Raw genomic sequence first — 21,902 nt, 5'->3', positions numbered from 1 at the left:
TTAAATGGTTATTTTCAACACCTGACCGGCGGCATATTCGGCATTGCGGGTGAGCTGGCGCTGCCATGCCTGGTTGCGTGGCGCCCACTTGAAAGCGTTACGCTTCAAGGTTGTACGCATATCGGTATCGGGTATTTTGTCGAAGAGGATTTGCAGGCGGTCTTCTTCGAAGTTGTAGACCACCTTGCCGCCATCGAACGGAATCTCACGATTTTCACGGCTTGCCCGTTCCTGCTGCTTTTCCCGCACCTTGCGGACGAGTTCGGGATACTTGAAGATTGAATGGCGTGCCGTGACGACAGGTTTCTTGACTTTGTCGTTCCACTCTCGCAGACGAGCGACGGCACGGTCGATGATTTCCACGTTGCCATGGTTGACATAGGTGGAGAGTCGCCCGGCGAGGTTGCTGACGAAGAGAGCCCGGCTATAGCCTCGTGCCGTACCCGTATCGATACCGTGAATGGTCGAGGCGGCATCGTCGATAAAGGCTTTGACCTTCTGCCACTCCTCCTCGAGACGCTGTTCTTCGGGCTTGGCCGCTTCGGTAGCCTTGCGAATCGCTTCGAGTGCACGTTCTCGCCATTCCCGGAACGCCGTGACGCTCTTGGCGTGGCTGTTGCAGGCCTTTTCGTTGCGGCCCGTGTTGAAGCGTGCAGGTCCCGTAATCATCGCGCTGGCACAACGGCTGTTGGCGGCGATCATGGCAGAGAAATAGCGTTTGTAGTTTTCCATGTAACGTTCCCGCTGCTGCTCGGGCATCGACTGCAAATCCTCGTGCAGTTCCTTTTCGTGCGAGGCGATGTCTGACTCACCCCGCTCGTCGGGTGAGAAGGAGGTGAGGTTGTAGGAGCTGCACGCCTGCTTGAAATATTCTTCCAGATAGCCCGGGTGCGCCACTTCCACAACTTCCCAGTCCTTGAAGTCCGCCGGGGCGAGGATTTCTTCCTTGCCCGGATTCCCTACAAGATGGGAATAGCTGCAATACCCGTGTCTCTTTCCCCTGAAAAGAAACGCTACCGGTTCGCTTTCCGGGGCATCCACACGCCGCACCATGGTCACACGATGGGCATTTTCCTTTGTCAATAATGTTGTTTCCATACCTTTCTTCTTGATTTCGTTATTTGATTGTTTCCGATTTTTATTGTTGCTTCATCCGGGCGGCATGGTCCATTACAGAGGCGAACCCCACCTCGATACCTATCTGGTATCCGCCCTTGATAGTCGATTCCAGCTCCGCCTCGCTTTCGATCAGGGATTCCGAATCATCGGCATAAAGCCTGTACAGGGAGAATACGTCTGCCTCCCATAGCTTCCGGGCATTTTCCGCCGATACAAGCAGCCACACGAAACCGTCCTCACGGGTTACCTTGACGGCGGCTTCGCTATGGCTCAGAGTCCGCCACTCCTTGATGTCCAGTGCCACCCTCCACACGATATACATCAGCGCATCGTGGCGGCTTTTAATATCAGGGGAATCGCACAGGCGGCTGGCCACATCTTTGAGTGTCCGGAAAGAGTCCGCCATGAACTGCTCCACGACATACGGCTTTTCGGCAATGGCGGAACAGGCATCGTCCGCCCTGCCTGATTCCGGAACGGTCTGAATATCCTCCTCTTCAAGGAAGATTTCACGGTGCAGGTAGTCCAAGTAGTAATATGATTTCATTCCGCTTATTCTTTGGGGGTGAAAGTGATTCTCGTGTGCCCGTCATAACCGAAGGACGGTTTCAGGCCGAAGGCTTCGGCATCACTGCTGATGCAGCAGATGTCCCAAATCTCCAACCCTCCGGCGCAGGTTATGACGGTATTGTTTTCAGATATTTGCGGCGACTTGTCTTTCAATGCAGCCCCGCCGCAGATGCCGCGTAGAATAACACCACGCTGGTGGGTAGTAAGTTCTTTCGTTTCCATAGACCTAATCTTTTGCTTTTACACCGAACATGTTCTCCATTGTACTGGCGAGGGCTTCCTTGAAACCGTCGCTTACGCCCCAGTATTCAAGTAACCCGTTGCCGATGACCTGCATCTGTTTGTCGGTGGGCATATCGCCATCATACCCGTATTCCTTGAGCAGGGCACGGCTGATGATGACACCTTTTATCTCGTTGATTCTATGTTCCTCTCCCATAGCCGTTAATACATCTTTACCCGCAGACCAGATATCTGCTTTCTCGTTATTTCTGTCATTTTCTTTATCCGTTTATAAAAGCATAGGGGCATTCCGCCCCCATAGTTGTTATTAATTCATATTATTTTGCATGATTTTTTCCGGAACACCTATCCGGCATAGATGTACTTGAGCTTGGGCACTCCGTTCTGGAGCACGGTGAAGGCGTTTTCTTCCACCTGCACGTCCTTTGCCTTTGGCCACCATAGCCACGAGAGTTTCCCGTCGGGTTTGAGGAATGCCACGGCATTACCCTGCACTTTCCCGACCTCACGCACGCCGAGGTCTTTTCCGCCCTCGAACAGCCGGACACACCGCCACTTCGAGCCAAGCGTCATTTTCCGTTTCACGTCTGCTAATGTTTTCATACTCATTGCGTTTTTATTATTGCATATAAATTCTGCATTTCCGGTTGCACCGTCTCAGGCTGTCCGCCGAGAGCGGATAACTGCGGTTCAAATGGTCGGGAAACCCTTCTCGGAACATCAGCTCCGCCGTAGCGTACTCCTTGCACCATTTCCGCCGACGTCTCCCACGGGCAGGTCTCGTTTCCGGCATCCGCCTTTTCGGAGATTTCGGCACACGCCATTTCCCACCGACAAACACCGCTTCATATTCCCGTTGTAACACGCCGCTGCAATACGCCGCCACGCTGACAGCGGGCACACTTCCGAGCTGTCCCGTCGCGGCAAGGCTGTCAAGCGTATCGGTGGCAGCCTTGAAACTGGCAAAGCACCCGTAACTGCGGGTGCGCTTTGCGTCAAACACTTCTATCATATTTATTCGTTTTATTATTGGCACATCCGTTCTCCGCTTCCCCGCACAGGATAACAGCGGAAGCACGGCAGGCGGTTCCGCAGAACGCCAGACCGTGCTTAACCGTGTTATATACAAGGTAGGCACAACGCCTCACGGCGCAAGGAAGTCATATCGGAGGGAATTTTAGAAAAGTGCGGGCATTTCAGGGTGCAATCCTGACACAGTGTATATCAATGCCCGAAAAAGCGCGCACGCCCCGCAGTTTCCGCAGCACGTGTGCGCGTCATGTCACTCGCCATCGTCCCCGCTGTCAATTCCTGCGGTGATGTTGCATATCTCCTGCAATGCCGATTCTATCTGCACAAGGTCGTCGATGTCGAACTTCACGGCATCGCAGTCCTTCTCCCACACTTGGCGGGCTATGAAGACGGCATCATGCAGCGACCGCTCGGACTCTTCCAGAGCGGTCTTCAGGTCGTCCACGGTGTACTCCCCGTCCTGCGGCGGAGGTACAGTCCCGGCACCGTTTTTTGCCGGGAAATTCTTTTCGCCTATCACGTTACAGTTGCTTTCGCCCGAAATGAAAAGCGCGTATCCGTGGCATACGTCACAAGAACACGCGCTTACGACGGCAGATACGAAAAGGGCAGGCAGTCCCACACGTTCAGCGGGCTGCCTGCCGTCCTTTTGCCTTTTTCGGGCAGGTTTCAGTTACTCCGTTGCCCTTATGCCGCCTTTTTGCTTTCGTCGGCAACCGTTCCGGCAGGCTGTTCCGCCACCTTTTCAGCCTTGCCGGTCTTGGTCGTTTTCTCGGTTGGCTTTTCGAGGCTGGCGAGGTTCGGGGCGAAATCCATGGCGTTGCGGATAGCCTTTGCAGCGGCATGGATTGTCTTTTGGAAATCACGGTTTGACTTCTCGAGGTCTACTTTGGTCGGCACAAGACCGATACGCGCCCAAACGCTGTCGGTAAGGTCGTACTTCTTGATACGATTTCCCGACTTCTCGCAGATGATGATTTCCGCAGGGGTTGTGGCACGGAATTTCGAGCGTATGCCGTCGGCATCGGCACGCAGTTTCTTTTCCTCCGCAATGGTGTGCCACATAGTTGCGACCATGTTTTTAATCACACGGAAAATCTCGTTGTCCGACTTGTCGGCAGGCTCAAAGTCCGCACCGAAAAAGTGCTGTGCCGTCTGCACGAGTTCACCGTCCTTGTTGGTAGAGTTGTAAACCAACATGATACCTGCAAACGAACCGATGTTTGCATACTGTTCCTTGTTCAATTTAGAAGTTGCCATAATGATAAAATTTTAGAAACACTGCGCAAAATCACGCATTGCGGGCACTCGGGGAGTCGAACCCCGAACTTTGCACCATAGCGCAAAGTGTGGCATTTCCTGCCACGCGCCCAAAAATTTGCCGTGCATTTCACCCTGCACGGCAAAATTTTTCGTAACTTTGTCGCACTTAAAACGTACCCCATAGCAGAGCTATCCAAATGAGCGCATTTTCGGCATATCGTATCTTTGCACGAGTTCTACTCATCGTGTCGTGGCTCTGCGCTGCTTTACTCCAATTTCGGCAAGACGCTTCTCTGGCACGTTCCGGATCTTTTCCAATCCGGCAGCTAACAGTAAGGTGGTGGGCGGCTGGTGATTATGGGCATAACATTGGCAATGCTCTTTTCTCAAGCTCCGTGCGGACTGTTTTTCCGCTACCGTGCATTTTATCTCCGTGCGCACAAGGGCGCAATTATGGCATTATTCTTGCACGTCCTTTTCAGTGGCGGTATTCTCAATACTCCCAGCGACTTGCAAAAGTCTTGACGTATTTCCGGCACTCGGAATAAATACGATTTATCCCGTTCCATAAATTTCCCTACTTTCGTAGGTTGGCAATACTGGTATTATTGCCCCGTGCGAAGCGTGGTTATTTAACGCACTCTTTAAGCGTACCTAAACGCACACGGTGTTGTTTCGGGTGTTACCCTTTGACGGCTCAACAACTCACTTTCGTGTAAACGCCGTTTTTGTTTCTCGCTCTCGGCGGTCTTTGCTTTTCTGTTTTTTAATTCTGTTTTTTACTATCTATTTTTTTATTCGTTTTTCTCCGTACTTGTTTGCCGTTTGTTTGGCTTTCGAGTACATGACTATTATAAAACCGTTTTTCAGAACTGCAAAACTTTTTGAGAAAAAAAATTTGGAACGTTCCAAAAACAGCCTTTTTGCGAATATGGAACGCACGCGCGCGAAGTGAATTTGTAAATAGTTGAATATCAATAAAATAGAAAAAATGATTTTCTTTGAAAAAAATTTTTCCTTTGCAAAAATCAAAAAAGCCCCGTTTCAACGTATGTATAAAATCAAAATCAGTTTTGTCTATTGATTATCAGATTATTAGCTGCTTAAAATGGATAAAATAGGACTGAAAAGATTTTTTTACTTTCAATTTGTAAGCAAAGATAATGTAAAAGACGTTTTTAGGCTTACTTTATACAAAAGTAAACCTAATAAATTATTGATATTCAATGGTGTAATAAAAATAAAAAGATTAGGGAGGGTGTACCCTCGGGTGCGGATTCGGTCTCTGTCCTCGGGCCGTTTTTTCAAGTCCGGTTTTCCAAAATGGCTCAAAATGCGGCTTTCGGATTGAAACTGTAAGCAGGTATCAAAAAATATACAGTAAAGTACTTGTATTTATCATGGTTGCTTAAGGTGCTGGTGTTCACCATGTCCCATATTTTTGAAATATTCTCATTTGTGGATGCCTGTCCTTTCAATTTTCACGGGTGTACAGACTTTCTGCACGATTTCCGGGTTCCGGCTTGAAGTTGTTTTTTAGATACGCTGAAAACGCATCAAAAAATATATAGAGACACGTCGGTATATTGACTGTTCTTAACCGGATTGGACGACGGAAAAGGAGGATGTGTATTCCTGTCATTCAGTATGTTCGGATATGCTTTTCACAATCGGACAATCTTGTAATGTTTTGTTCCTTAATCATATAGAATATACAGAACGAAGCTATCCACATGGATTCCGACTTATTTGTACGGTTTTTGTGACTTTATACAGGAAACCGTGGAAATGCAGAAGAAATGGGGTTCAGTCACCTGCCTTTTTGGTGAATTATACGTATATTTGCCGTATTGTATCCACTTATGTATGAAGTATGGCATTTTGCTGTTACAGGAAATATCTGGATAAAGAATCGAAAGAATGGAATCATATCATAAGAAGAAAATCGGGAGTATTCCGAAAGACAGCACGGGTGGGTCGTCCATTCGCAAGGGAATGGTCGTCTTCAACGGTGGGACATCGGAAACCGGACTTGTGGGAGATGTCACGGGTAATTGCGTGTCGGTTCCGGTAAGGATGACTGCGGGCAGAGAACTCGTTACCGATGACGCGGTCATGTTTCTGAATGATTGCCGGGAAGCGAGCGCAGAGCAAAAGATTGCCCTCCAACGCCTGCTGAACGAAGGCCATCTTGCATGGGACAAGCGCCGGGGTGTATGTTCGGAATCTCTCTATGCTCCCAAAGACGGACAGTTGGTAAAACTCAGTATCCTGGATGAGCATGTAATACTGGGGGCTTTCAAGGAAATCGACGCAAAAGGACGTGTTGTGCTGTATTGCCTGCTGGACGAAGACGGGAGCCTGCGCTATTCCCTGCATGAAACAGTCGGGTACGCGGTGAATCTCCAGATACTGCCTATCGGAACCAGTGGCCGTAGCAGGCTTTCCGATGCTCTACGCCAGAAAGGGCTTGCATGGAACGGACGGCTGAAGGAACTCGAACGGCTGGCAACACGTGTCAGACGCGGTGACAAGTACTATTACCTGAATGACATACTGGAAATCCGTGAATGCAGGGACAACAACAGGCCGGCGGACAGGAAACGGTTGGAATGCGGGAACTATTTCATGGAGCGGAGGGATGCCGAACTGGTACGTGACTGCGTGCGCTCTGTCGTAAGGCTGAACCGCGACAAGGATGCCAGACGGTAAGAGGGTGACGGTATAAGGTATTCGTTCTGTTTCTCTCTCTTGTATCTGGGGAGGAAGTGGTCCTTTAATCCTCATCTTATCCGTTTTCAACACTTTCCGATTCAAAAAAACAAAAAAACAGACGGCGTGCCGTCTGTCATGATTTGTTTCTTTTTTGGTATCTTTTTTCTTTGCGTCAAAGAAAAAAGTACATCTTTCTTCTTTCTTCTTGTATAATACTACTTATAGTATTGTTGCTACATTTGTAACACCCCTCCTGTCAGATACACGGTACATTTGTACCACATTGAGGGGAAAGATGTGGCGAATTTCGCGTCTTTCCACCCAAATTCCACTATCGGGAGCATGAATCGCAAGCCGATGTTGCCGCTTCGGAAAATTGCAGTCGCCTTTTGCAGGGCAGCATTGCAAGAACGAAAACGGTCTGATTTTCACGTGCAGGAAAATAACCGCAAAAAGAGATCCGATAAAACATCTATATATGAAAAATATCCCCTATATTTGCATAAAATTTACATATAACTGCGATATAATATGATTATTCAGTTCACAGTCGAAAATTTCCTTTCGTTCAAGGAGCCGGCGACCTTGTCTTTGGCTGCTTCCGCGCTGAAAGAAAAACAGACCCGGTCCGATGAGATTGTTTTTGAGCTTGAAGGTACGAACCTCTCTTTGCTGAAGAGTGCGGTCATCTACGGGGCCAATGCCAGCGGGAAATCGAATCTGGTCAAAGCACTCGATTTCTTCAAATGGTTTGTCATCAATTCCTCCAAAGGCGTGCAGTCCGGCGAAAGCATACGGGTGGAAAGTTTCCGTCTCAACCGGAGGACGGAACAGGAGCCCAGTTATTTTGAGGCGGTCTTTGCCGACGAAACGGTCCAATACCGCTATGGGTTCGAAGTCGATGAAAAACGTGTACACCGGGAGTGGCTTTATCAAAAGGGCAACAAGCGCAAGGCAAAGGAGGTGGAACTGTTCCTGCGTGACGGCGATGAGTATGAACTGCATCCCAAATTTTCGGTCGGCAAAGAGGTTGTCGCCAAAAAAATGGTGCGCGACAATGCGCTGCTTCTTTCCGTGGCAGCACAGTTCAACGAAAGCGTCTCGGTGGAAATCATGGGATGGTTGGCCAACACCACGATTGTTCTTGGCAGCAGCGACGAGCGGATTTGGGAAATGGCGATAGCCCAGATCGATGATCCGTCCATGAAAAGGCGTATTGTGGAGTTTGCCCGGTTTGCAGACTTCGGAATCGACGACATACGCAAGGTTGACAATACAGTCATCAGTTCACACCAGCAATATGACGAGGAGGGCAACGCCACGAAGACGGTCACTTTCCCGTTCCGCGTAAACGAATCGGAGGGTACGATCAAATACTTCTCGCTGGCTTATCCTATAATCGACGCGTTGGATCATGGCAAAAGGCTGGTTGTCGACGAGTTCGACTCGAAAATGCACCCTCTGTTGACAAGTCGCATCATCGGGCTGTTCAATTCCAGAGTGACAAATCCCAGGAATGCACAGTTGATTTTCACGACACATGACACCAACCTGCTTAATGCAAGCCTGTTCCGCAGGGATCAGATCTGGTTTACACAGAAAGATTCGTTTGGAGCCTCGGAACTCTATTCGTTGGCGGAATACAAGGTTCGCAACAGTGCACCTTTCGAAAAGGAGTACCTGATGGGGAAATATGGCGGTATCCCTGTCATCGGCCAGTTTGAACGGTTATTTGACCTGAGGGAGGAAGAATATGGCAGCACGGACGAACAAGCGTGATCCACGCGCGGCACGGACACTCAGGCGTATCAGTTTTGTCCGTGAGGTCAAACAATCCTTCCTGATCATCTGCGAGGGGGTAAATACGGAACCGGATTATTTCAATGCATTTCGCCTGACTTCCGCCAATATTAAAGCGGTAGGCCAGGGACTCAATACGGTAGGTCTTGTCCAAAAGGCTTTACGGATGAAAGAAGAAGAGCGGAAGAAAGGACGCGAGTATGACCAGTGCTGGGTGGTATTTGACAAGGATGACTTTCCCGATCGGGATTTCAACCGGGCTATCGGTATGGCGGAAGCCGGTGGCATGAGGGTGGCATACAGCAACCAGGCTTTCGAGTATTGGTTCTTGCTGCACTATAACCTGGTACAAGGCCCGATGCACAGAAATCAATATGAAACAAAGCTATCCGGCTTGTTGGGCTTCTCCTACAACAAGGAAGCCGGTACAGGCGGTCGTGTTTTCAGGGAGCTGGGCGGTAAACAGGCTCAGGCCATCACGAACGCAAAAGCCGTATTGCGCCGAATGGAGGGAATACCGCCGGCACAGGCGGAATCTTCGACAACGGTGCATCTTCTTGTGGAAGAACTGAATAAGTATATTTAGCATATTCTGTCGTTTGCCCGGATAATATTGTACCCGGCTACCACCTCCTTCCGGTTTTATCGGATTTTATGTCGCAAAAACACAAAAACAGACGGCAAATCACAACGATGCCGTCTGTTTTTATTCATTTACGTTCCGTGGACAGATACGCTCAAACTTTTCGGTGTCTCTCTTTCCATTGGCTGACCTCTTCGTCAGAGACGGATGCCACGGTCCTTTTTTCCACATCGAACATCCGATGACAGAATGCCCTGGTAGAAAAAGGATTTCCAAGTTCCGCCAATATCCCTACAAGCCGGTTGTAGGAATCCATGTGCCACAGGTAATCGTACATCCCGCTGACCGGCACCCGTTCAAGCAATCCCATACGCGTTGTCTTTTCCACGCACTTGTCGAAAATCCGCGAACCCATCTCCATGTTCTCCATGTAGTACCGCTTGCTGCGCAAGGTGTCGTAACCTTTTTCACGCAGGCGTGTACGGTCTGCCATGTACAGCATGAAGATGACCTCTTCCGGGGTGAACGCGCCGACCAGCCCGGTGAAGCATTTCATAAACGGTATCACGTGTTGCCTTTTGTCGTCATTCCCTTTCATGTCCGTTTTCGCGTTCGTTCGTCCGTAATGTTTCCGCTTCCCCGTCATCCTTAATCGACGGATTGACATAGAACTGGCATATCCTGCCGTTTATCATCGGTTTATACACGGCGTATCCCAGTTTTTTGGCGTAACGCCCCACGGATACGCGGTTGGCGAACTTGCCGGTATGTTCCGTCAGGTGTTCCGACATCTCCCCGACGGTCATTCTGCTTTTCAGTTTCATATCATTCGCGTTTAAATGTTTTCCTGATAAAGGATAGCCGCGACTAATACGAACTGTTTGCAAATGGTATGAATTAATAAGAGGCGGTTCCATGAAATCGGCAAAGGAGGAATCAACCGGTTATACTGATACTTCATTCATGAAACCGTCCCTCATCTATTTTCCCATTATCCGGACAATCTCCCGTATCGTGTCGAAGTTCCGCTCGTCCAGCCATTCTTTGGCCACGTTCCACGAGAGCGACATTCCGAACTTCAGGTTCTCCATGGTGATGGTATGGTGCGACAACCTGCCTTCAGTGGGCTTGAGCCCTGCCGCATGCAGTTCACACAGTCCGTCCTGAAAGAATGTGCACCCGCCTGCTTCCTGTTTCGCCTGTACCATCGGCACGATATACGGGATTTTTCCTAACAGCAGGCCTACCGCCCACCGAGTGGGTGCAAGACGCTCCCTGTATCCGGCTTTCAGCAACCGGAGGATGTCTTCCGGCGTACCGAGGCACGGTATCCGGCATTGCTGCCTGCACAGACGGCAACGGCACTCTACCGGCCGTCTTCCTGTCTTGCGGATGATCCGCTGTAATGCCGTTTCCATCGCTATGCACCCGGTGGGCAGTATTCAGGGTTCCTCTTGCGCCACAGTTCTATGATACACTCCCGTCCGGCCTGTGTCCATCGTTTGGTGGATCCGAAAGTATATACCTTGCCCCGGCTGTTCTCCCACGTGTAAGGCACATCGCATTGCCAGGCCCGGCAGGAAGGAAAGACCACCCATTGCCGCTTCTCGTACTTGCAGATGCCCTCTTCGGCAAGGAACTGGTGCAACTGTCGCGGCGATATGCCGAGTTCGTCAGCGATGCGCGTGCTCTTGAACCAGTCCCTGTTCTCGATAAACTCCTCGTAGAATACGATTTTCGGCAGGGATTCACTCACCACCTTCCGCAGTTCCAGAATCAGTCTCGTCGCCGATTCCATATCCTGCGGCATGGGACAATCCATACAGGGCAGACCGGGTGCCGCCACCCTGGGGCGTTCGCGTACGATTGTCTTCCCTCGTTTCACGGAGAGTTTGCCGATAGCCTCGCCCAACCATTCCGCCAAAGACAGGTCAGGGGCGATCCATCTGGCCAACGGTATGACAAGCGGTGATTCCAACCAGGTCGCACCGTGCCCCCGCCCCCGTGTGGTGAAGACTTGCGACTCGTATTTCCCGGTATGTCCGTTGCCGGCCATTTCCCTGCGGAGCATATCCGTGGAAGCGATGCGTAGCCATTCAGACGGGATTTTCCCGAAGTGCATCGTGATCTGCGTGGCGTTGACCATCAGCTTGTCGCCGACACGCCGGAACGTGACGGGGAACCCTTCCTCGAAGTGCATGACGATGTCGTCCTGCGGGACGGCGTGCAGCTCCCCGGCTTCCAGTTCCAGAAGCTTGTTGCCCCACACTTCCAATTCATCAAGCAGGTCACGGGGTATAATAGTCTCCTTGCGTACCAGTTGTAAAAGCCGACGCATATCGATGGGACGGAAACCCCACTGTTCCCTGCCGTTTTTCCGGAAACTGATTTTCAATGCCGTCGGGCAAACACGGGCGATGGCGCCGTTTTCAAGCAGTTCGTCCCGCTTGAGTATATCGCATATATCCACGGCGCAGATATGGAGCTGGCCGTTATGGTTCCGGGAAACCCTTATGTTCCAGTCCCGGAACGGAACATTCCTATTTTCCCTCATAGGTATTTCCTCCTTTCTTTTGGTTATCAGACTTACGTTTGTTTTCAAGCAAGGCTCTCTTATGTGCCATCTTGCGCACCGGATAGTACGTGCGTTTCTCGCCGCAAAGGGCGTCATAATCTTTCAGCATCAGTGTGCCGAGGTCGGCCAGCTCGATTTCCACATCCGGATGCAGATGCCTGAAATAGAATCCGCCGCTGCATACATACTTGCCCGTGCAACAGAATGAGATAGCCTGCAAGTTGCCTTTTGTCAATTCCGCCGCGCTGTGCAGCGAGCGCGTGACCGCTACAAGAACCTGTGCCCCGTTGAAGATGAGCACCATCTTGGGTCGTTTAAATGTGCTGCGTCTCATGTTGTTCTAAAATTTGCGTTAATTCCTCCTTTGTAAATCTAAGACCGGCAGCCTGTACCAGCCAAGTGTCTGAAACCGTAAATCCACCGGACAGCAGTTCGTCCACGCGCTCCAGAAGGTAGACACCGAACGCGGGATCGATGTAAACGACAAATAATAGAGCCAGACATTCATCAATTAACAGGTGTCCCGACGCCTCGTCACGGATGATCATCTTTTCCCTGTCTATTCCGTAGGCGTCTGCCAACGCCGTTGCCCAGTGATGGAAAGCGACACGGAAATCACGGACATTATGCCGGCGTGCATCTCCTTTGGCCTGGATGAAGCGTGTCGCGTCGAAATAGACCGGTCCGTCTTCCCGTAACGTTCCGAAAAGCAGATCGGGGAACTCCCTGTACCGGATTATCCGGCAGGGAATCTTTTCTTCTTTCATGTTCTCTTTTTCATTGTTCTTGGATTTGTATCTAACGTGGTGCAAAGATATATCTTTTTAATATGAAATACACTATAAATATATACATAAATTACACTTTTAATAAATTGTTAATCACTGATAATAAGATATTTACAACATAAATAAAACCGAAATATCTATATATTTAAGTTGTATATTTCGGTTTGTAAATCAAGCATTAAGAGTCCCGTTCTCCATATATTCTTTTAGCCGTAAAAACCTCTCTTGAGGATTGTCTCTACTCTTTGAACAAGAAACAAAAAAATTATGGCTACATCGGACAAATCATTTAACGGGGAACTCTTGGAGAGTATTTTTAAGACCTCCAAAAAGACAATTCAGGAGTATGTCCGCGAAATCGAGCGCAACAACCGCTACCGTTCATGCCGTCAGGATACCGGCTCGGGATATATTCTCGATGACCGCGCCCGGCTCATTGACCTGTATGAAGCCTGCCTGCAACAGGACGCTCATATACGTTCCGTTGTCGAGACACTGGAAAGCCAGATTCTCGGCGACCGCTATATGCTTGCCCGTGTAAACGAAAAGGGAAAATACATCAAGGACGTGGCGAACTCCCTGAAGATACAGGGTTCGCAGTTCGACAAGATAATCAAGGGCATAGTGGAATCCAAGCTCTACGGGTACACCCTGCTTGAAATCATGCCGCATACTGACCCCAGAACGGACAAGCTGGCGGAAGTCAACATCATCGAACGGCGTAATGTGTTGCCGGACCAGAAAACGGTACTGAAGCGGCAGGGACTGTGGGAGCCGCATTGGGATTTACATGACCCGGCATATTACCGTTGTTATGTACTGGTAAACTCCGGCGACTTGGGACTTTTTTCCGCCACGACCCCTTTGATACTGGCCAAGAAATTCACGGTGGCCAACTATGTGAACTTTTCCCATACTTACGGACAGCCGATTATCCACGGAAAGACGGTCAGCGAGAGCAACGCCGACCGCAAGAGGCTGGCTAACGAGATAGCCAACGCGGCACAGAACAAGGTGGTGGTTACCGGCATTGAGGACGAGGTCGATATCAAGACATTCACCATGTCCAACTCGGAAAAGATATATACCGGGCTTATCGAGTTTGTGAACAAGGAAGTTGCCAACCTCGTGCTCGGCTCCGAGTCGATGGCCGGAGGGATGCAGTCGTACGTGGGTTCCACGAAAGCACACCAGGACATTTTCCGCGACCGTATCGAAGTCTACCGTCGGTATATCGAAAACGTCATGAACGAGGAGATAATCCCCCGCCTGGTGGCTATCGGGTATATCCCCGGAGGATTGGAGTTCCGGTATTCGAACCGGATAGAGATGAGCAACGAGGACCGCATCAAGCTCTATTCGCTGATCACGGACAAATATGAAGTGGCGGCCGATGAGATCGAGAAAGAGTTCGGTATCAATGTGGGCCGGCAGCTCAATGTTATCCCGGGATTAGGTTTCGGAGCCGAAGGCGGCTCATCCGGTCTCAGCCACAACGACCGGGGCATCATGTCGGACGAGGAGTATTTCCGGCGTTACGGACGCCCCCGGGGGGCGAAGGTCGGAAATTTTCTGCGGGGAGCGGAATAGAAGCCCGTCTTCCGCTCCCGGACAACGCTCCGTTCAGGGCTGTCAGGGCATCTGCAACCACGGAATCCGATACGGAAAAGGAGTATCGTGTCATTTTCGATGCATTCCGCAGGCTGATCCTCTATTGGGAGAACAGCGCGGAACGTCTCGACATTATAGAGGACATCATCACCCTGCGTGCCTCTTTCCTCATAGACCGTGCGCTGACAGGTCTGCGAATCGATATGGACCGGGCATTGGAGATACTGAAAAATCACAACTCCTTTACAACAGAGAGGGAACGGCAGCAGCGTGACATCCTGATTGCAGCTATAGACAACCTGGTGGATTTTGCCGCGGCAGAGGAGTATGCCATGCTCGGGGAACTGCCCGAGACAGCGGATGAACAGGACATGGAAGCATACGAAAAGATATGCCGCAGGTATAACCTCGTCCATGCGGAGGAAGAGAACAACCAGGTATTCTTCGCGGCCTCGATGGCCGCATGGTGGATGGCGGTGGATATGGATACCGTGCTTACCTACATGACACAAGGCGATGAACGGGTACGTGCCTGGCATCTTTCATTGGAAGGGATTTCCTTCCGCAAATCCGAGTTTCCTCCGGAGCTGATACCGCCGATCGAATGGGGATGCCGCTGCTTTCTGGTCGCGGAGGGGTTCGCCGCTGTCCGGGCGGCTTTGCCGGATAAGGGAGACTATCTGGAAAAGGTGGATCCGGTCTTCCGGGAGAGCCTGGCAACCGGCGGGCGTATCTTTTCCGATGCGCACCGCTATTTCTCCGTCCCGCTTCCGGGTTACATGAATGATATTGTGAAACGCATTAAAGGAAAGTTCGCCTATGCCCAAGATAACGCTTGATGAGTTTTGCAGCCACTGGGTAAGCAGGACCAGTACGCGCGTCATGGCCAGCCGGCTGGAGTTCAACGTATTCGACTTCGCAACTGCTGCCGGTGACTATACCAGGCAGCAGTTCGTGTCCTCATTCGCTTCGGGGGGATTCAACGGTAGCAAATGGGCGCCTCGTACCTCCAAATGGGGAAAGAGGTTCACCCATCCTCTCATGAACGATACGGGGACTCTGGCCCGGAGCATACAGTCGGAAGCCGGCCGGACAGACATAGTGGGACGGCGTTCGGACCGTACGCGCATCTTCCGGAAAGGCGCCAGGTATTGCATGTGGACTACGGAAAAGAGCTTTCCAGTCAAGGGCAAGCGGGGACGCAGCAAGGAGCGTTACGGGCATTATGCCGCCATACACAATACCGATCCGAAGTTCGGGCTGTACACGGTAAACCAGTATTCCACGCGCCGTCCCGTACACCGGCAGTTCATCGGATTCTCACCGAAGACGGACGACTATATCGCCGCCCATTTCATAGATATGATTTTTAAAGGATTTCCACACCAGCCGTTATGATAAAAGACAAACACCCAGCACCACAGCCCGCACAACCGTCGGCACCGGCGGAGAGCCTGCCTGAAGAAGTTTCCGCGAACCCTTTCGTGGAGATATACCGGGCCGTTAAGCGGGCTGTCCTGACCCTGCGGGAGAATCCGGACGACCCGTTGTCGCCGCCCCTGTTCAAAACCGTCGCTATCGACAACGGCCAGTTCGCCCGCATTGTCCGTGACGATAACACGGAGTATGAGACTGTGTTCCCTGCCGTGTTCATCCACTTTATCAACGTGAGGTACCTGGTACAGCAACAGCGTATCGGTGAGGGACGCGCCACCATGCGCGTGCGGTTTATCCTGAATACGCTCAACAATGCGGACGAAGACAAGGAATGCGAGGCGTTTCTGGTCTTCCAGCGGCTCAATGTAGCCATACAGGATGCCAAGAACCATGAGCCGGCGCTGAGCGAGCGGTGCAACCTGACCTATTTCGACATGCCGCTTTCAACCAATATGTTGCAGGCGTACTGGATAGACTACGAGGTATGGTTCAGGGAATCTTCCGCGTGGAAATACAGGGACTGGGTAAAAAGGTATGTGGTCATGCCCCCGTTCACCCAACACAGCGATGCGCCGCAACATGACAGCGGCGGACACGGCTTCCATCCGCGTCCGGAACATGACGAAGTATCTGGTTTTTCGGATACTGGATCGGAAAATTGAAATCCATGCAGGAGATTTATCCGCACTGCGTATAAACAGACATGAATCAGCAGATAATACAAGACTCATGATACATTTTCTGTACTTGCTGAATTTAGAATGTTCAGCATGCCGGTCTTGATACAAATAGTTGCAACCGGTCTGTAATTTGAACAATCTATTATACTGTAAAGATAATCGCATTTCCATAAATGGATGGATTCTCATATTTCCACTTCCATAAATAGCAGTGCAAAACCTTTTCTTTTTCCACCGCCTACTCTTGTTCAAATAACCCTTGCATATGGATATGAACACACTTCAATATGTCGTCGGAGAGGCGAAGGCAGGCCAGCCGGCTGTTATCCGTTTCTTCGGTCGCGTGACGGAAGAGACGACCTCACGTTTCAATGACGAGTTCGACTTTTTGGAAAATATCATCCGTCCCTCCTGTATCCGCGTGTTGATCAACTCGGAGGGCGGCAGTGTCCTTTACGGCATGTCCACCTATTCCACCATCGCCAATGCCACGGTGGATACGGAATGTATCATCGAAGGGGTCGCGGCATCGATGGCCTCCATCATCTGGGCGGCGGGCAAGCGTTCTCTCATGCGTGATTATGCCATACTGATGATTCATAACCCGATGTTGCCGGACGATGACGGAGGGGAACCGTCGGACATGGTAACGGCTTTTACCAAACAGATCGAGACGATTTACCGGAAACGGTTCGGCCTGAAAGCGGAGCATGTGCGGGCCATCATGGACGGACAGGCAGGAAAGGACGGGACCTATTTCGACGCACAGGCTGCCGTCAAGGCCGGCATCATACCTGCGGAGCATGTCATCCATACCTCGAAGCAGCTTTGCCGTAAAGTGCATGACGAGATAGAAGGATTGACCGATACGGCCGCCATCCAGGAACTGATGAGCCGTGTCAGCGCGGGAAATAAACCTTTCAAAGGCATTGAACCTACTCTTACAGAAACGGAAAACGATATGGCAAACGAAAACAAGACACAAGGCTTTGAGTACGGGGCGATTGCAGCCTCGCTGGGCATGAAGGACGGTGAGGTCAAGGACGTGATGGCACGTATCTCTGAACTGGCCGCGATGGAACCCAAATACAGAGAAATACAGAAATCACTGAGCGACGCGCAGACCGTCATCGCCGGAAAAGACGCCTCCATCCGGAACTTGCAGACAGACCTGGCCGCAGCGACGGCACGCCTTTCCGCCTACGAGCAGAAAGAGAAGGACGAGCAGGCTTCCCGTATCGAGACATTGGTGGAGAATGCCATTGCAGAAGGCAAGATTGACCGTGAGGCGAAAACGCAGTGGGTGGAGATGGCCGGTTCCAACTTCGAGTTGGCGGAAAGCACGCTGGCTTCCATTCCCGCGCGGGAGAAAATCTCGAAGGAAATCGCCGATGACCCTGCCAACATCCAGGCCACGGCGGAAGCGACAAAGACCGCCGAACAGCTGATGGCCGAGAAGGTGGCGGAAGTGGTCGGTGCGGATTTCAAGTTCCGAAAGCTCTGACAGACTATCCGCGGGCGTCCGCCCGATTTTAACTGACATGCCGGAGACCGCAGTGTCTCGCGCGGAAACAGCAGGTATCCGCCAGTCGGCCGAGTTTCATTCTTCAACGGAAAACTTAAAACGACAATGGCTGATACAGTAAACTTTCTTCAAAACGGGTATAGCGGCGAAGTACTTGAGGACTTGCTGACCTATACCGTGCAGGGCAATGATACAGTCCGCGAGGGACTGATTCATATCAAGACGGGCATCCAGCACCGCTATACGCTTCCTGCCATCAAGCTGGGCAACATTATCCAGGACAACGTGCCGACCCCACAACCCATCCACGGAGCCAAGGGCGATGACGGCACGAACGAGTACCAGTTCACCGAACGCCATCTTGAGCCGTCCGATTTTATGGTCTATCTCGAGTTTAACCCGAGGGACTACGAGAAGTACTGGCGTTTCGCGCAGCCGGAAGGCAATCTCGTGTTCCGCGAGCTCGACCCGAAAATCCAGGCGACGATGCTCCGTCTCCTTATGGACAAGAAAAACGAGTATATCGGAAACGCCATCTGGACTTCCGCCCGCGGAGGAGAGACGGTGGCCAAGATTACCGCACCGGAAGGCTGCACGAAAATCGGAGCCAACAAGGAGAAATATTTTGACGGGGTCATCAAACGGATCCTCGACAATGTGAACTCCTCCGATGCCGAGGTGGTTGCCGGAGGGCAGTGCATCATTTCGGGAACGACCGAGCTGACGGACGGGGCCGCGGTGGAGGCGGCGCTCTATGCGATGTGGAGGAAATGTCCGAAGCAGATCCGAAAGAAGACATCTCTGACCTTTGTGGTCGGATGGGACGCCTGGGACGCGTATGACCAATATATCTCGGACAAGCAGGTCAAGTATTCCGAGAATACCGAGGTCAACCGCTATCGCTTCAAGGGCAAGCGCATCGTCCCGGTCGTGGGAATCCCCGAACACACGATGGTGCTCGGCGAGTTCTCCACCGGCATGGACTCCAACCTGTGGATGGGGGTGGATTACGCGAACGACACGGACATCCTGAAAATCGACCGTCTGCAGGCCAACTCCGAGCTGTTCTTTTTCCAGATGCGCATGAAAATGGACGTGAACATCGTCCGCCCGGCGGAGATCGTGGTCCATACCGCCTACAAGAAGAGCGAATAACACACCTTTCTTCATTCTCAATATCCACCCGGGGAGCGGAGGCAAGGCCCCGTTCCCCATTTTCATTCTACTGTTATGGCAAAGAAAATCAACACGGAGGAAACTCCGCAGACAGACAACAATAATATTCCTGCACCGGAGGCTCAGGCGGTGCCCGTTCCGGAAACGGCATCGGAAAACCTCGGGACAGGCGGCGAGACTGAAGACAGGCTGCCGGCCAAGACCGCGGGGAAAGGGAATGCAGGGTCGGAGGAGACGACAGAGCCTCACATCCTGTCCCTGTTGAAAAAGTTCCCGGCATATCCGTCGCTGTACATCGACACGCACGGAGGAACCTATGCGCCGGACACGGCGGCCGCCATCAGGGGCAAGGCCGTACTCTACAGGAATCCTTTCTACAACGAACTTAAAAAGAAATCATAATGGCACTCGGTAATGTATTTATCAAGGATGTGGACGGCAATATTCCTTACGATACCGGCTCGTCGGGCGAGAAGGTGACGGGACTGCTGTTCGACGTGTCCCTCCAGCCGACGCTTTTCACGGAGGGGTATGGTAAAACCAATGAGACCAGGCTCAAGCCTGGCGATGTCTGCTACATCACCTCGTTCAAGTCCGCCGTGAACGACTTCGGTATCATCGAACGTGTGGAGGCAACCGACGAGGAGGAGATGAATGTCAATTTCCTGCACGGCATCCCGGCATACCATATCCGTGAATTTTTCCGCATGTCCGGCAATCCGGGCGGTTCAGGAAAACTCTACGTGATGTTCGCGGACTGTTCGGCGAACTGGGATGCGCTGGAAATCATGCAGCGTGCTGCCGGGGGTATGATCAACCAGATAGGCATATGGACGGAACAGCCGCTGTGGAAAGCGAACGGCGCATCGGAACAATACAACCTCAATCTGGTAAAGGGGCTCAACGACGTGGCCGTGGGGCTTGCGGAGCAGAACCAGCCGCTCTCGCTCATCCTTTCCGCCAATCCTTCCAATACGGGGGCGGATACGACTGAGGGGCGTCAGATTGACCTGAATAAAATACCTTCATGCATCTGTGAATCAAGCCGTATCAGCTGTATATTCGGCCAGGCGCATCACGAAAAGATCTCCACGATGCAGATGTGCAACAGGAACCATACGCCCGTGGGATTTTTGGGAGCGGTTATGGGAGCCATAGCAAAGGCCAACGTGCACGAATCCATCGCATGGGTCAAGCAGTTCAATCTCTTCGCGGACGATTTCCAGGAAATAGAGTTGGGGTTCGGGGACATCAACCTCGACGAGGCAGAGGAGAACTTCCTCAGCCTGAACCGGTACGAGTCACTCTCCCCGTCACTGCTGGACGAACTCGACGATAAGGGGTATATTTTTCCCATCAAGTATGCCGGCCGCGAGAACGGGATCTACATCTCGAAAGACCAGACATGCTCACATGGGGATTTCCGTACCATTGCCCGGAACCGCACCATCAACAAGAGCCGCCGTGCCGTGCGTGCAGCCCTGCTGCCGTATGTGAACTCACCGCTGATGGTCAATCCTTCAACCGGGTTCCTCGCCCCGTCGAAGATTACAGCTTTCAAGACACTCATCGGGGATATACTGGCCAAGATGCAGGCGGCGCAGGAAATTTCAGGATACGCCGTCACTATCGACCCGAACCAGAACGTGTTGGTGGACGACACGCTGCGCATCTCCTATGTCCTTGTCCCGGTGGGCGTGGCCGTGAAGATTTATGTAGAGGAAGGACTGTCATTAACCGCAAATAAGACATAGCATATGGCAATAATCAACAATGTAGCATACTCGTGGTCGATGATAACCCTGTCATCGACCGCCCTGGGAATCGATGAAGGTTCCACGACCCTTGAAGGCGTGTCGGCCATCAAATGGTCGAAGAAGCGCAAGGTCGAAAGTAACTACGGCATGGGAGGACGGCCGGTGTCGAGGGGGTTCGGGAACATTACCTATACGGCGAGCATCACGATGGACTATGCCACGCAACAGCTGTTGCGTTCGGTGTACGGCTCGCTGCTCGAAATCGGCGAGTTCGACCTGATTATCAGCTTTGCCAACCCGATGGCCGGCGAGGACTGGACAACGACGACCGTAACGCTCAAAGGTTGCATCTTCACGGAGGATTGTCTCGAGTCACAGCAGGATGATACCAATATCACCCATGAATTCGATCTCAACCCGTTCGATATCCAAATCGGCTCGGGTGATACAATCTAAGCTGTCATGGATGTAACTTTCGAGGGGAAATCTTCTACCGGAAAGAACGAATGGCTCACGCCTCCCTGCCTGCTTCGGAGGCTGGGGCCGTTCGATTTGGATCCGTGTTCGCCCGTAAACCGCCCATGGGATACGGCGCGACATCACTATACCATTGAGGATGACGGCCTGCAACAACCCTGGTTCGGACGTGTGTTCTGCAATCCTCCCTATGACACTGCACTGATTGTCCGGTTTATCCGCAGGTGTGTCGAACACAGGAATGCCGTCGCGCTCACTTTTGCCCGCACGGACACGCGCCTGTTCCACGAACTGATATTCCCAAACGCCGATTCAATACTCTTTATCAAGGGACGGCTCAGTTTTTACCATGTTACGGGGGAACAGGGTGGTACGGCCGGAGCGCCGTCATGCCTGATCGCCTTCAACAAAGAAAATACCGCGGTTCTGGAAACATGCGGTATCGACGGGAAGTTGGTGAAGCCACGACTTCAATAGTCAACCATAAATTTGTTACATAATAACCCGTCTGTTTGCCGGATATTGACCTTGGCTGACAGACGGGATTTATG

Annotated in this window: 27 protein-coding genes; 13 read left to right on the top strand and 14 right to left on the bottom strand. The window is 51.5% G+C overall.

The genetic code is table 11. The annotated features are described in order from the left end of the window. The 8 genes from ACGHP5_RS05860 to ACGHP5_RS05825 all read right to left on the bottom strand — a co-directional run bounded on the left by ACGHP5_RS05860 (nucleotide 1) and on the right by ACGHP5_RS05825 (nucleotide 4,224). Nucleotides 1-1,098, bottom strand: a complete 1,098-nt coding sequence (locus ACGHP5_RS05860; protein ID WP_004293631.1) for a hypothetical protein — start codon at nucleotides 1,096-1,098, stop codon at nucleotides 1-3. A gap of 40 nt (nucleotides 1,099-1,138) precedes the next feature. Continuing rightward, nucleotides 1,139-1,666 (bottom strand): hypothetical protein, encoded by a 528-nt coding sequence (locus tag ACGHP5_RS05855; RefSeq protein WP_004293630.1) that lies wholly within the window; start codon nucleotides 1,664-1,666, stop codon nucleotides 1,139-1,141. Nucleotides 1,667-1,671: 5 nt separating this feature from the next. Beyond that, nucleotides 1,672-1,911 (bottom strand): hypothetical protein, encoded by a 240-nt coding sequence (locus ACGHP5_RS05850; protein ID WP_004293629.1) that lies wholly within the window; start codon nucleotides 1,909-1,911, stop codon nucleotides 1,672-1,674. 4 nt (nucleotides 1,912-1,915) lie between these two features. Further along, the gene (locus ACGHP5_RS05845) at nucleotides 1,916-2,128 is read right to left on the bottom strand and encodes a hypothetical protein (RefSeq protein ID WP_004293628.1); all 213 of its coding nucleotides are present in this window, start codon (nucleotides 2,126-2,128) and stop codon (nucleotides 1,916-1,918) included. Nucleotides 2,129-2,277: 149 nt separating this feature from the next. Continuing rightward, on the bottom strand, nucleotides 2,278-2,535 hold the full coding sequence (locus ACGHP5_RS05840; protein WP_004303959.1) for a hypothetical protein: 258 nt from the start codon (nucleotides 2,533-2,535) through the stop codon (nucleotides 2,278-2,280). 16 nt (nucleotides 2,536-2,551) lie between these two features. Beyond that, nucleotides 2,552-2,944, bottom strand: coding sequence for a hypothetical protein (locus ACGHP5_RS05835; RefSeq protein ID WP_004303960.1), 393 nt, complete (start codon nucleotides 2,942-2,944; stop codon nucleotides 2,552-2,554). A 270-nt stretch (nucleotides 2,945-3,214) separates the two neighbouring features. Then, entirely contained in the window at nucleotides 3,215-3,484 is a 270-nt protein-coding gene (locus ACGHP5_RS05830; RefSeq protein WP_008143004.1) for a hypothetical protein, read from the bottom strand. 167 nt (nucleotides 3,485-3,651) lie between these two features. Continuing rightward, complete coding sequence (locus ACGHP5_RS05825) at nucleotides 3,652-4,224, bottom strand: hypothetical protein (protein WP_004293623.1); 573 nt, start codon at nucleotides 4,222-4,224, stop codon at nucleotides 3,652-3,654. Nucleotides 4,225-6,147: 1,923 nt separating this feature from the next. Between ACGHP5_RS05825 and ACGHP5_RS05820 the strand changes: the two genes are divergently transcribed. The 3 genes from ACGHP5_RS05820 to ACGHP5_RS05810 all read left to right on the top strand — a co-directional run bounded on the left by ACGHP5_RS05820 (nucleotide 6,148) and on the right by ACGHP5_RS05810 (nucleotide 9,328). Further along, the gene (locus ACGHP5_RS05820) at nucleotides 6,148-6,939 is read left to right on the top strand and encodes a hypothetical protein (RefSeq protein ID WP_004293621.1); all 792 of its coding nucleotides are present in this window, start codon (nucleotides 6,148-6,150) and stop codon (nucleotides 6,937-6,939) included. Between the two features lie 534 nt (nucleotides 6,940-7,473). Then, entirely contained in the window at nucleotides 7,474-8,721 is a 1,248-nt protein-coding gene (locus ACGHP5_RS05815) for an ATP/GTP-binding protein (protein WP_004293619.1), read from the top strand. After that, a complete protein-coding gene (locus ACGHP5_RS05810) occupies nucleotides 8,696-9,328 on the top strand; it encodes an RloB family protein (RefSeq protein WP_004293618.1) in 633 nt (210 codons plus the stop codon). Before ACGHP5_RS05815 ends, ACGHP5_RS05810 begins: the two co-directional genes overlap by 26 nt. A gap of 151 nt (nucleotides 9,329-9,479) precedes the next feature. Here ACGHP5_RS05810 and ACGHP5_RS05805 read toward each other — a convergent pair whose 3' ends face one another. The 6 genes from ACGHP5_RS05805 to ACGHP5_RS05780 form a co-directional block, all read right to left on the bottom strand. Next, nucleotides 9,480-9,923 (bottom strand): hypothetical protein, encoded by a 444-nt coding sequence (locus tag ACGHP5_RS05805; RefSeq protein ID WP_004293617.1) that lies wholly within the window; start codon nucleotides 9,921-9,923, stop codon nucleotides 9,480-9,482. After that, entirely contained in the window at nucleotides 9,910-10,149 is a 240-nt protein-coding gene (locus ACGHP5_RS05800; protein WP_004293616.1) for a hypothetical protein, read from the bottom strand. The genes ACGHP5_RS05805 and ACGHP5_RS05800 overlap by 14 nt, the downstream gene beginning before the upstream one ends. Before the next feature lie 156 nt (nucleotides 10,150-10,305). Continuing rightward, nucleotides 10,306-10,743 carry a hypothetical protein gene (locus ACGHP5_RS05795; RefSeq protein WP_004293615.1) on the bottom strand — a complete coding sequence of 146 codons (438 nt, stop codon included), beginning with the start codon at nucleotides 10,741-10,743 and terminating at the stop codon, nucleotides 10,306-10,308. Between the two features lie 2 nt (nucleotides 10,744-10,745). Next, the gene (locus tag ACGHP5_RS05790; RefSeq protein WP_004303966.1) at nucleotides 10,746-11,879 is read right to left on the bottom strand and encodes a phage antirepressor KilAC domain-containing protein; all 1,134 of its coding nucleotides are present in this window, start codon (nucleotides 11,877-11,879) and stop codon (nucleotides 10,746-10,748) included. Further along, nucleotides 11,866-12,204 carry a hypothetical protein gene (locus ACGHP5_RS05785; RefSeq protein ID WP_117513722.1) on the bottom strand — a complete coding sequence of 113 codons (339 nt, stop codon included), beginning with the start codon at nucleotides 12,202-12,204 and terminating at the stop codon, nucleotides 11,866-11,868. Before ACGHP5_RS05785 ends, ACGHP5_RS05790 begins: the two co-directional genes overlap by 14 nt. A gap of 10 nt (nucleotides 12,205-12,214) precedes the next feature. Next, nucleotides 12,215-12,667, bottom strand: coding sequence for a hypothetical protein (locus tag ACGHP5_RS05780; protein ID WP_004293612.1), 453 nt, complete (start codon nucleotides 12,665-12,667; stop codon nucleotides 12,215-12,217). Between the two features lie 288 nt (nucleotides 12,668-12,955). On the opposite strand from ACGHP5_RS05780, the gene ACGHP5_RS05775 reads away from it, so the two are divergent. The 10 genes from ACGHP5_RS05775 to ACGHP5_RS05730 all read left to right on the top strand — a co-directional run bounded on the left by ACGHP5_RS05775 (nucleotide 12,956) and on the right by ACGHP5_RS05730 (nucleotide 21,828). Then, nucleotides 12,956-14,278 carry a DUF935 family protein gene (locus tag ACGHP5_RS05775; RefSeq protein ID WP_117513720.1) on the top strand — a complete coding sequence of 441 codons (1,323 nt, stop codon included), beginning with the start codon at nucleotides 12,956-12,958 and terminating at the stop codon, nucleotides 14,276-14,278. 224 nt (nucleotides 14,279-14,502) lie between these two features. Then, entirely contained in the window at nucleotides 14,503-15,138 is a 636-nt protein-coding gene (locus tag ACGHP5_RS05770) for a phage minor head protein (RefSeq protein WP_008142943.1), read from the top strand. Continuing rightward, nucleotides 15,119-15,697 (top strand): hypothetical protein, encoded by a 579-nt coding sequence (locus ACGHP5_RS05765; protein WP_008860784.1) that lies wholly within the window; start codon nucleotides 15,119-15,121, stop codon nucleotides 15,695-15,697. The genes ACGHP5_RS05770 and ACGHP5_RS05765 overlap by 20 nt, the downstream gene beginning before the upstream one ends. After that, nucleotides 15,694-16,398, top strand: coding sequence for a hypothetical protein (locus tag ACGHP5_RS05760; RefSeq protein ID WP_004293608.1), 705 nt, complete (start codon nucleotides 15,694-15,696; stop codon nucleotides 16,396-16,398). The genes ACGHP5_RS05765 and ACGHP5_RS05760 overlap by 4 nt, the downstream gene beginning before the upstream one ends. A 283-nt stretch (nucleotides 16,399-16,681) precedes the next feature. After that, nucleotides 16,682-17,920 (top strand): ATP-dependent Clp protease proteolytic subunit, encoded by a 1,239-nt coding sequence (locus ACGHP5_RS05755; RefSeq protein WP_004293607.1) that lies wholly within the window; start codon nucleotides 16,682-16,684, stop codon nucleotides 17,918-17,920. A gap of 126 nt (nucleotides 17,921-18,046) precedes the next feature. Next, complete coding sequence (locus tag ACGHP5_RS05750; protein ID WP_004293606.1) at nucleotides 18,047-19,096, top strand: hypothetical protein; 1,050 nt, start codon at nucleotides 18,047-18,049, stop codon at nucleotides 19,094-19,096. A gap of 75 nt (nucleotides 19,097-19,171) precedes the next feature. Further along, complete coding sequence (locus ACGHP5_RS05745; RefSeq protein ID WP_004293605.1) at nucleotides 19,172-19,519, top strand: hypothetical protein; 348 nt, start codon at nucleotides 19,172-19,174, stop codon at nucleotides 19,517-19,519. Then, nucleotides 19,519-20,871 (top strand): DUF2586 family protein, encoded by a 1,353-nt coding sequence (locus tag ACGHP5_RS05740; RefSeq protein ID WP_004303973.1) that lies wholly within the window; start codon nucleotides 19,519-19,521, stop codon nucleotides 20,869-20,871. The genes ACGHP5_RS05745 and ACGHP5_RS05740 overlap by 1 nt, the downstream gene beginning before the upstream one ends. A 3-nt stretch (nucleotides 20,872-20,874) precedes the next feature. Next, a complete protein-coding gene (locus tag ACGHP5_RS05735; protein ID WP_004293603.1) occupies nucleotides 20,875-21,330 on the top strand; it encodes a hypothetical protein in 456 nt (151 codons plus the stop codon). Between the two features lie 6 nt (nucleotides 21,331-21,336). Next, nucleotides 21,337-21,828, top strand: a complete 492-nt coding sequence (locus ACGHP5_RS05730) for a DNA N-6-adenine-methyltransferase (RefSeq protein WP_004293602.1) — start codon at nucleotides 21,337-21,339, stop codon at nucleotides 21,826-21,828. The last annotated feature ends 74 nt before the right edge of the window (nucleotides 21,829-21,902 follow it).

Origin of the sequence: Alistipes sp. i18-0019-D1 (assembly GCF_042852885.1) — a bacterium.
Lineage (GTDB): Bacteria > Bacteroidota > Bacteroidia > Bacteroidales > Rikenellaceae > Alistipes.
The sequence above is the reverse complement of the archived record's forward strand: the minus strand, read 5'-3'. Positions and strand labels throughout refer to the sequence as shown.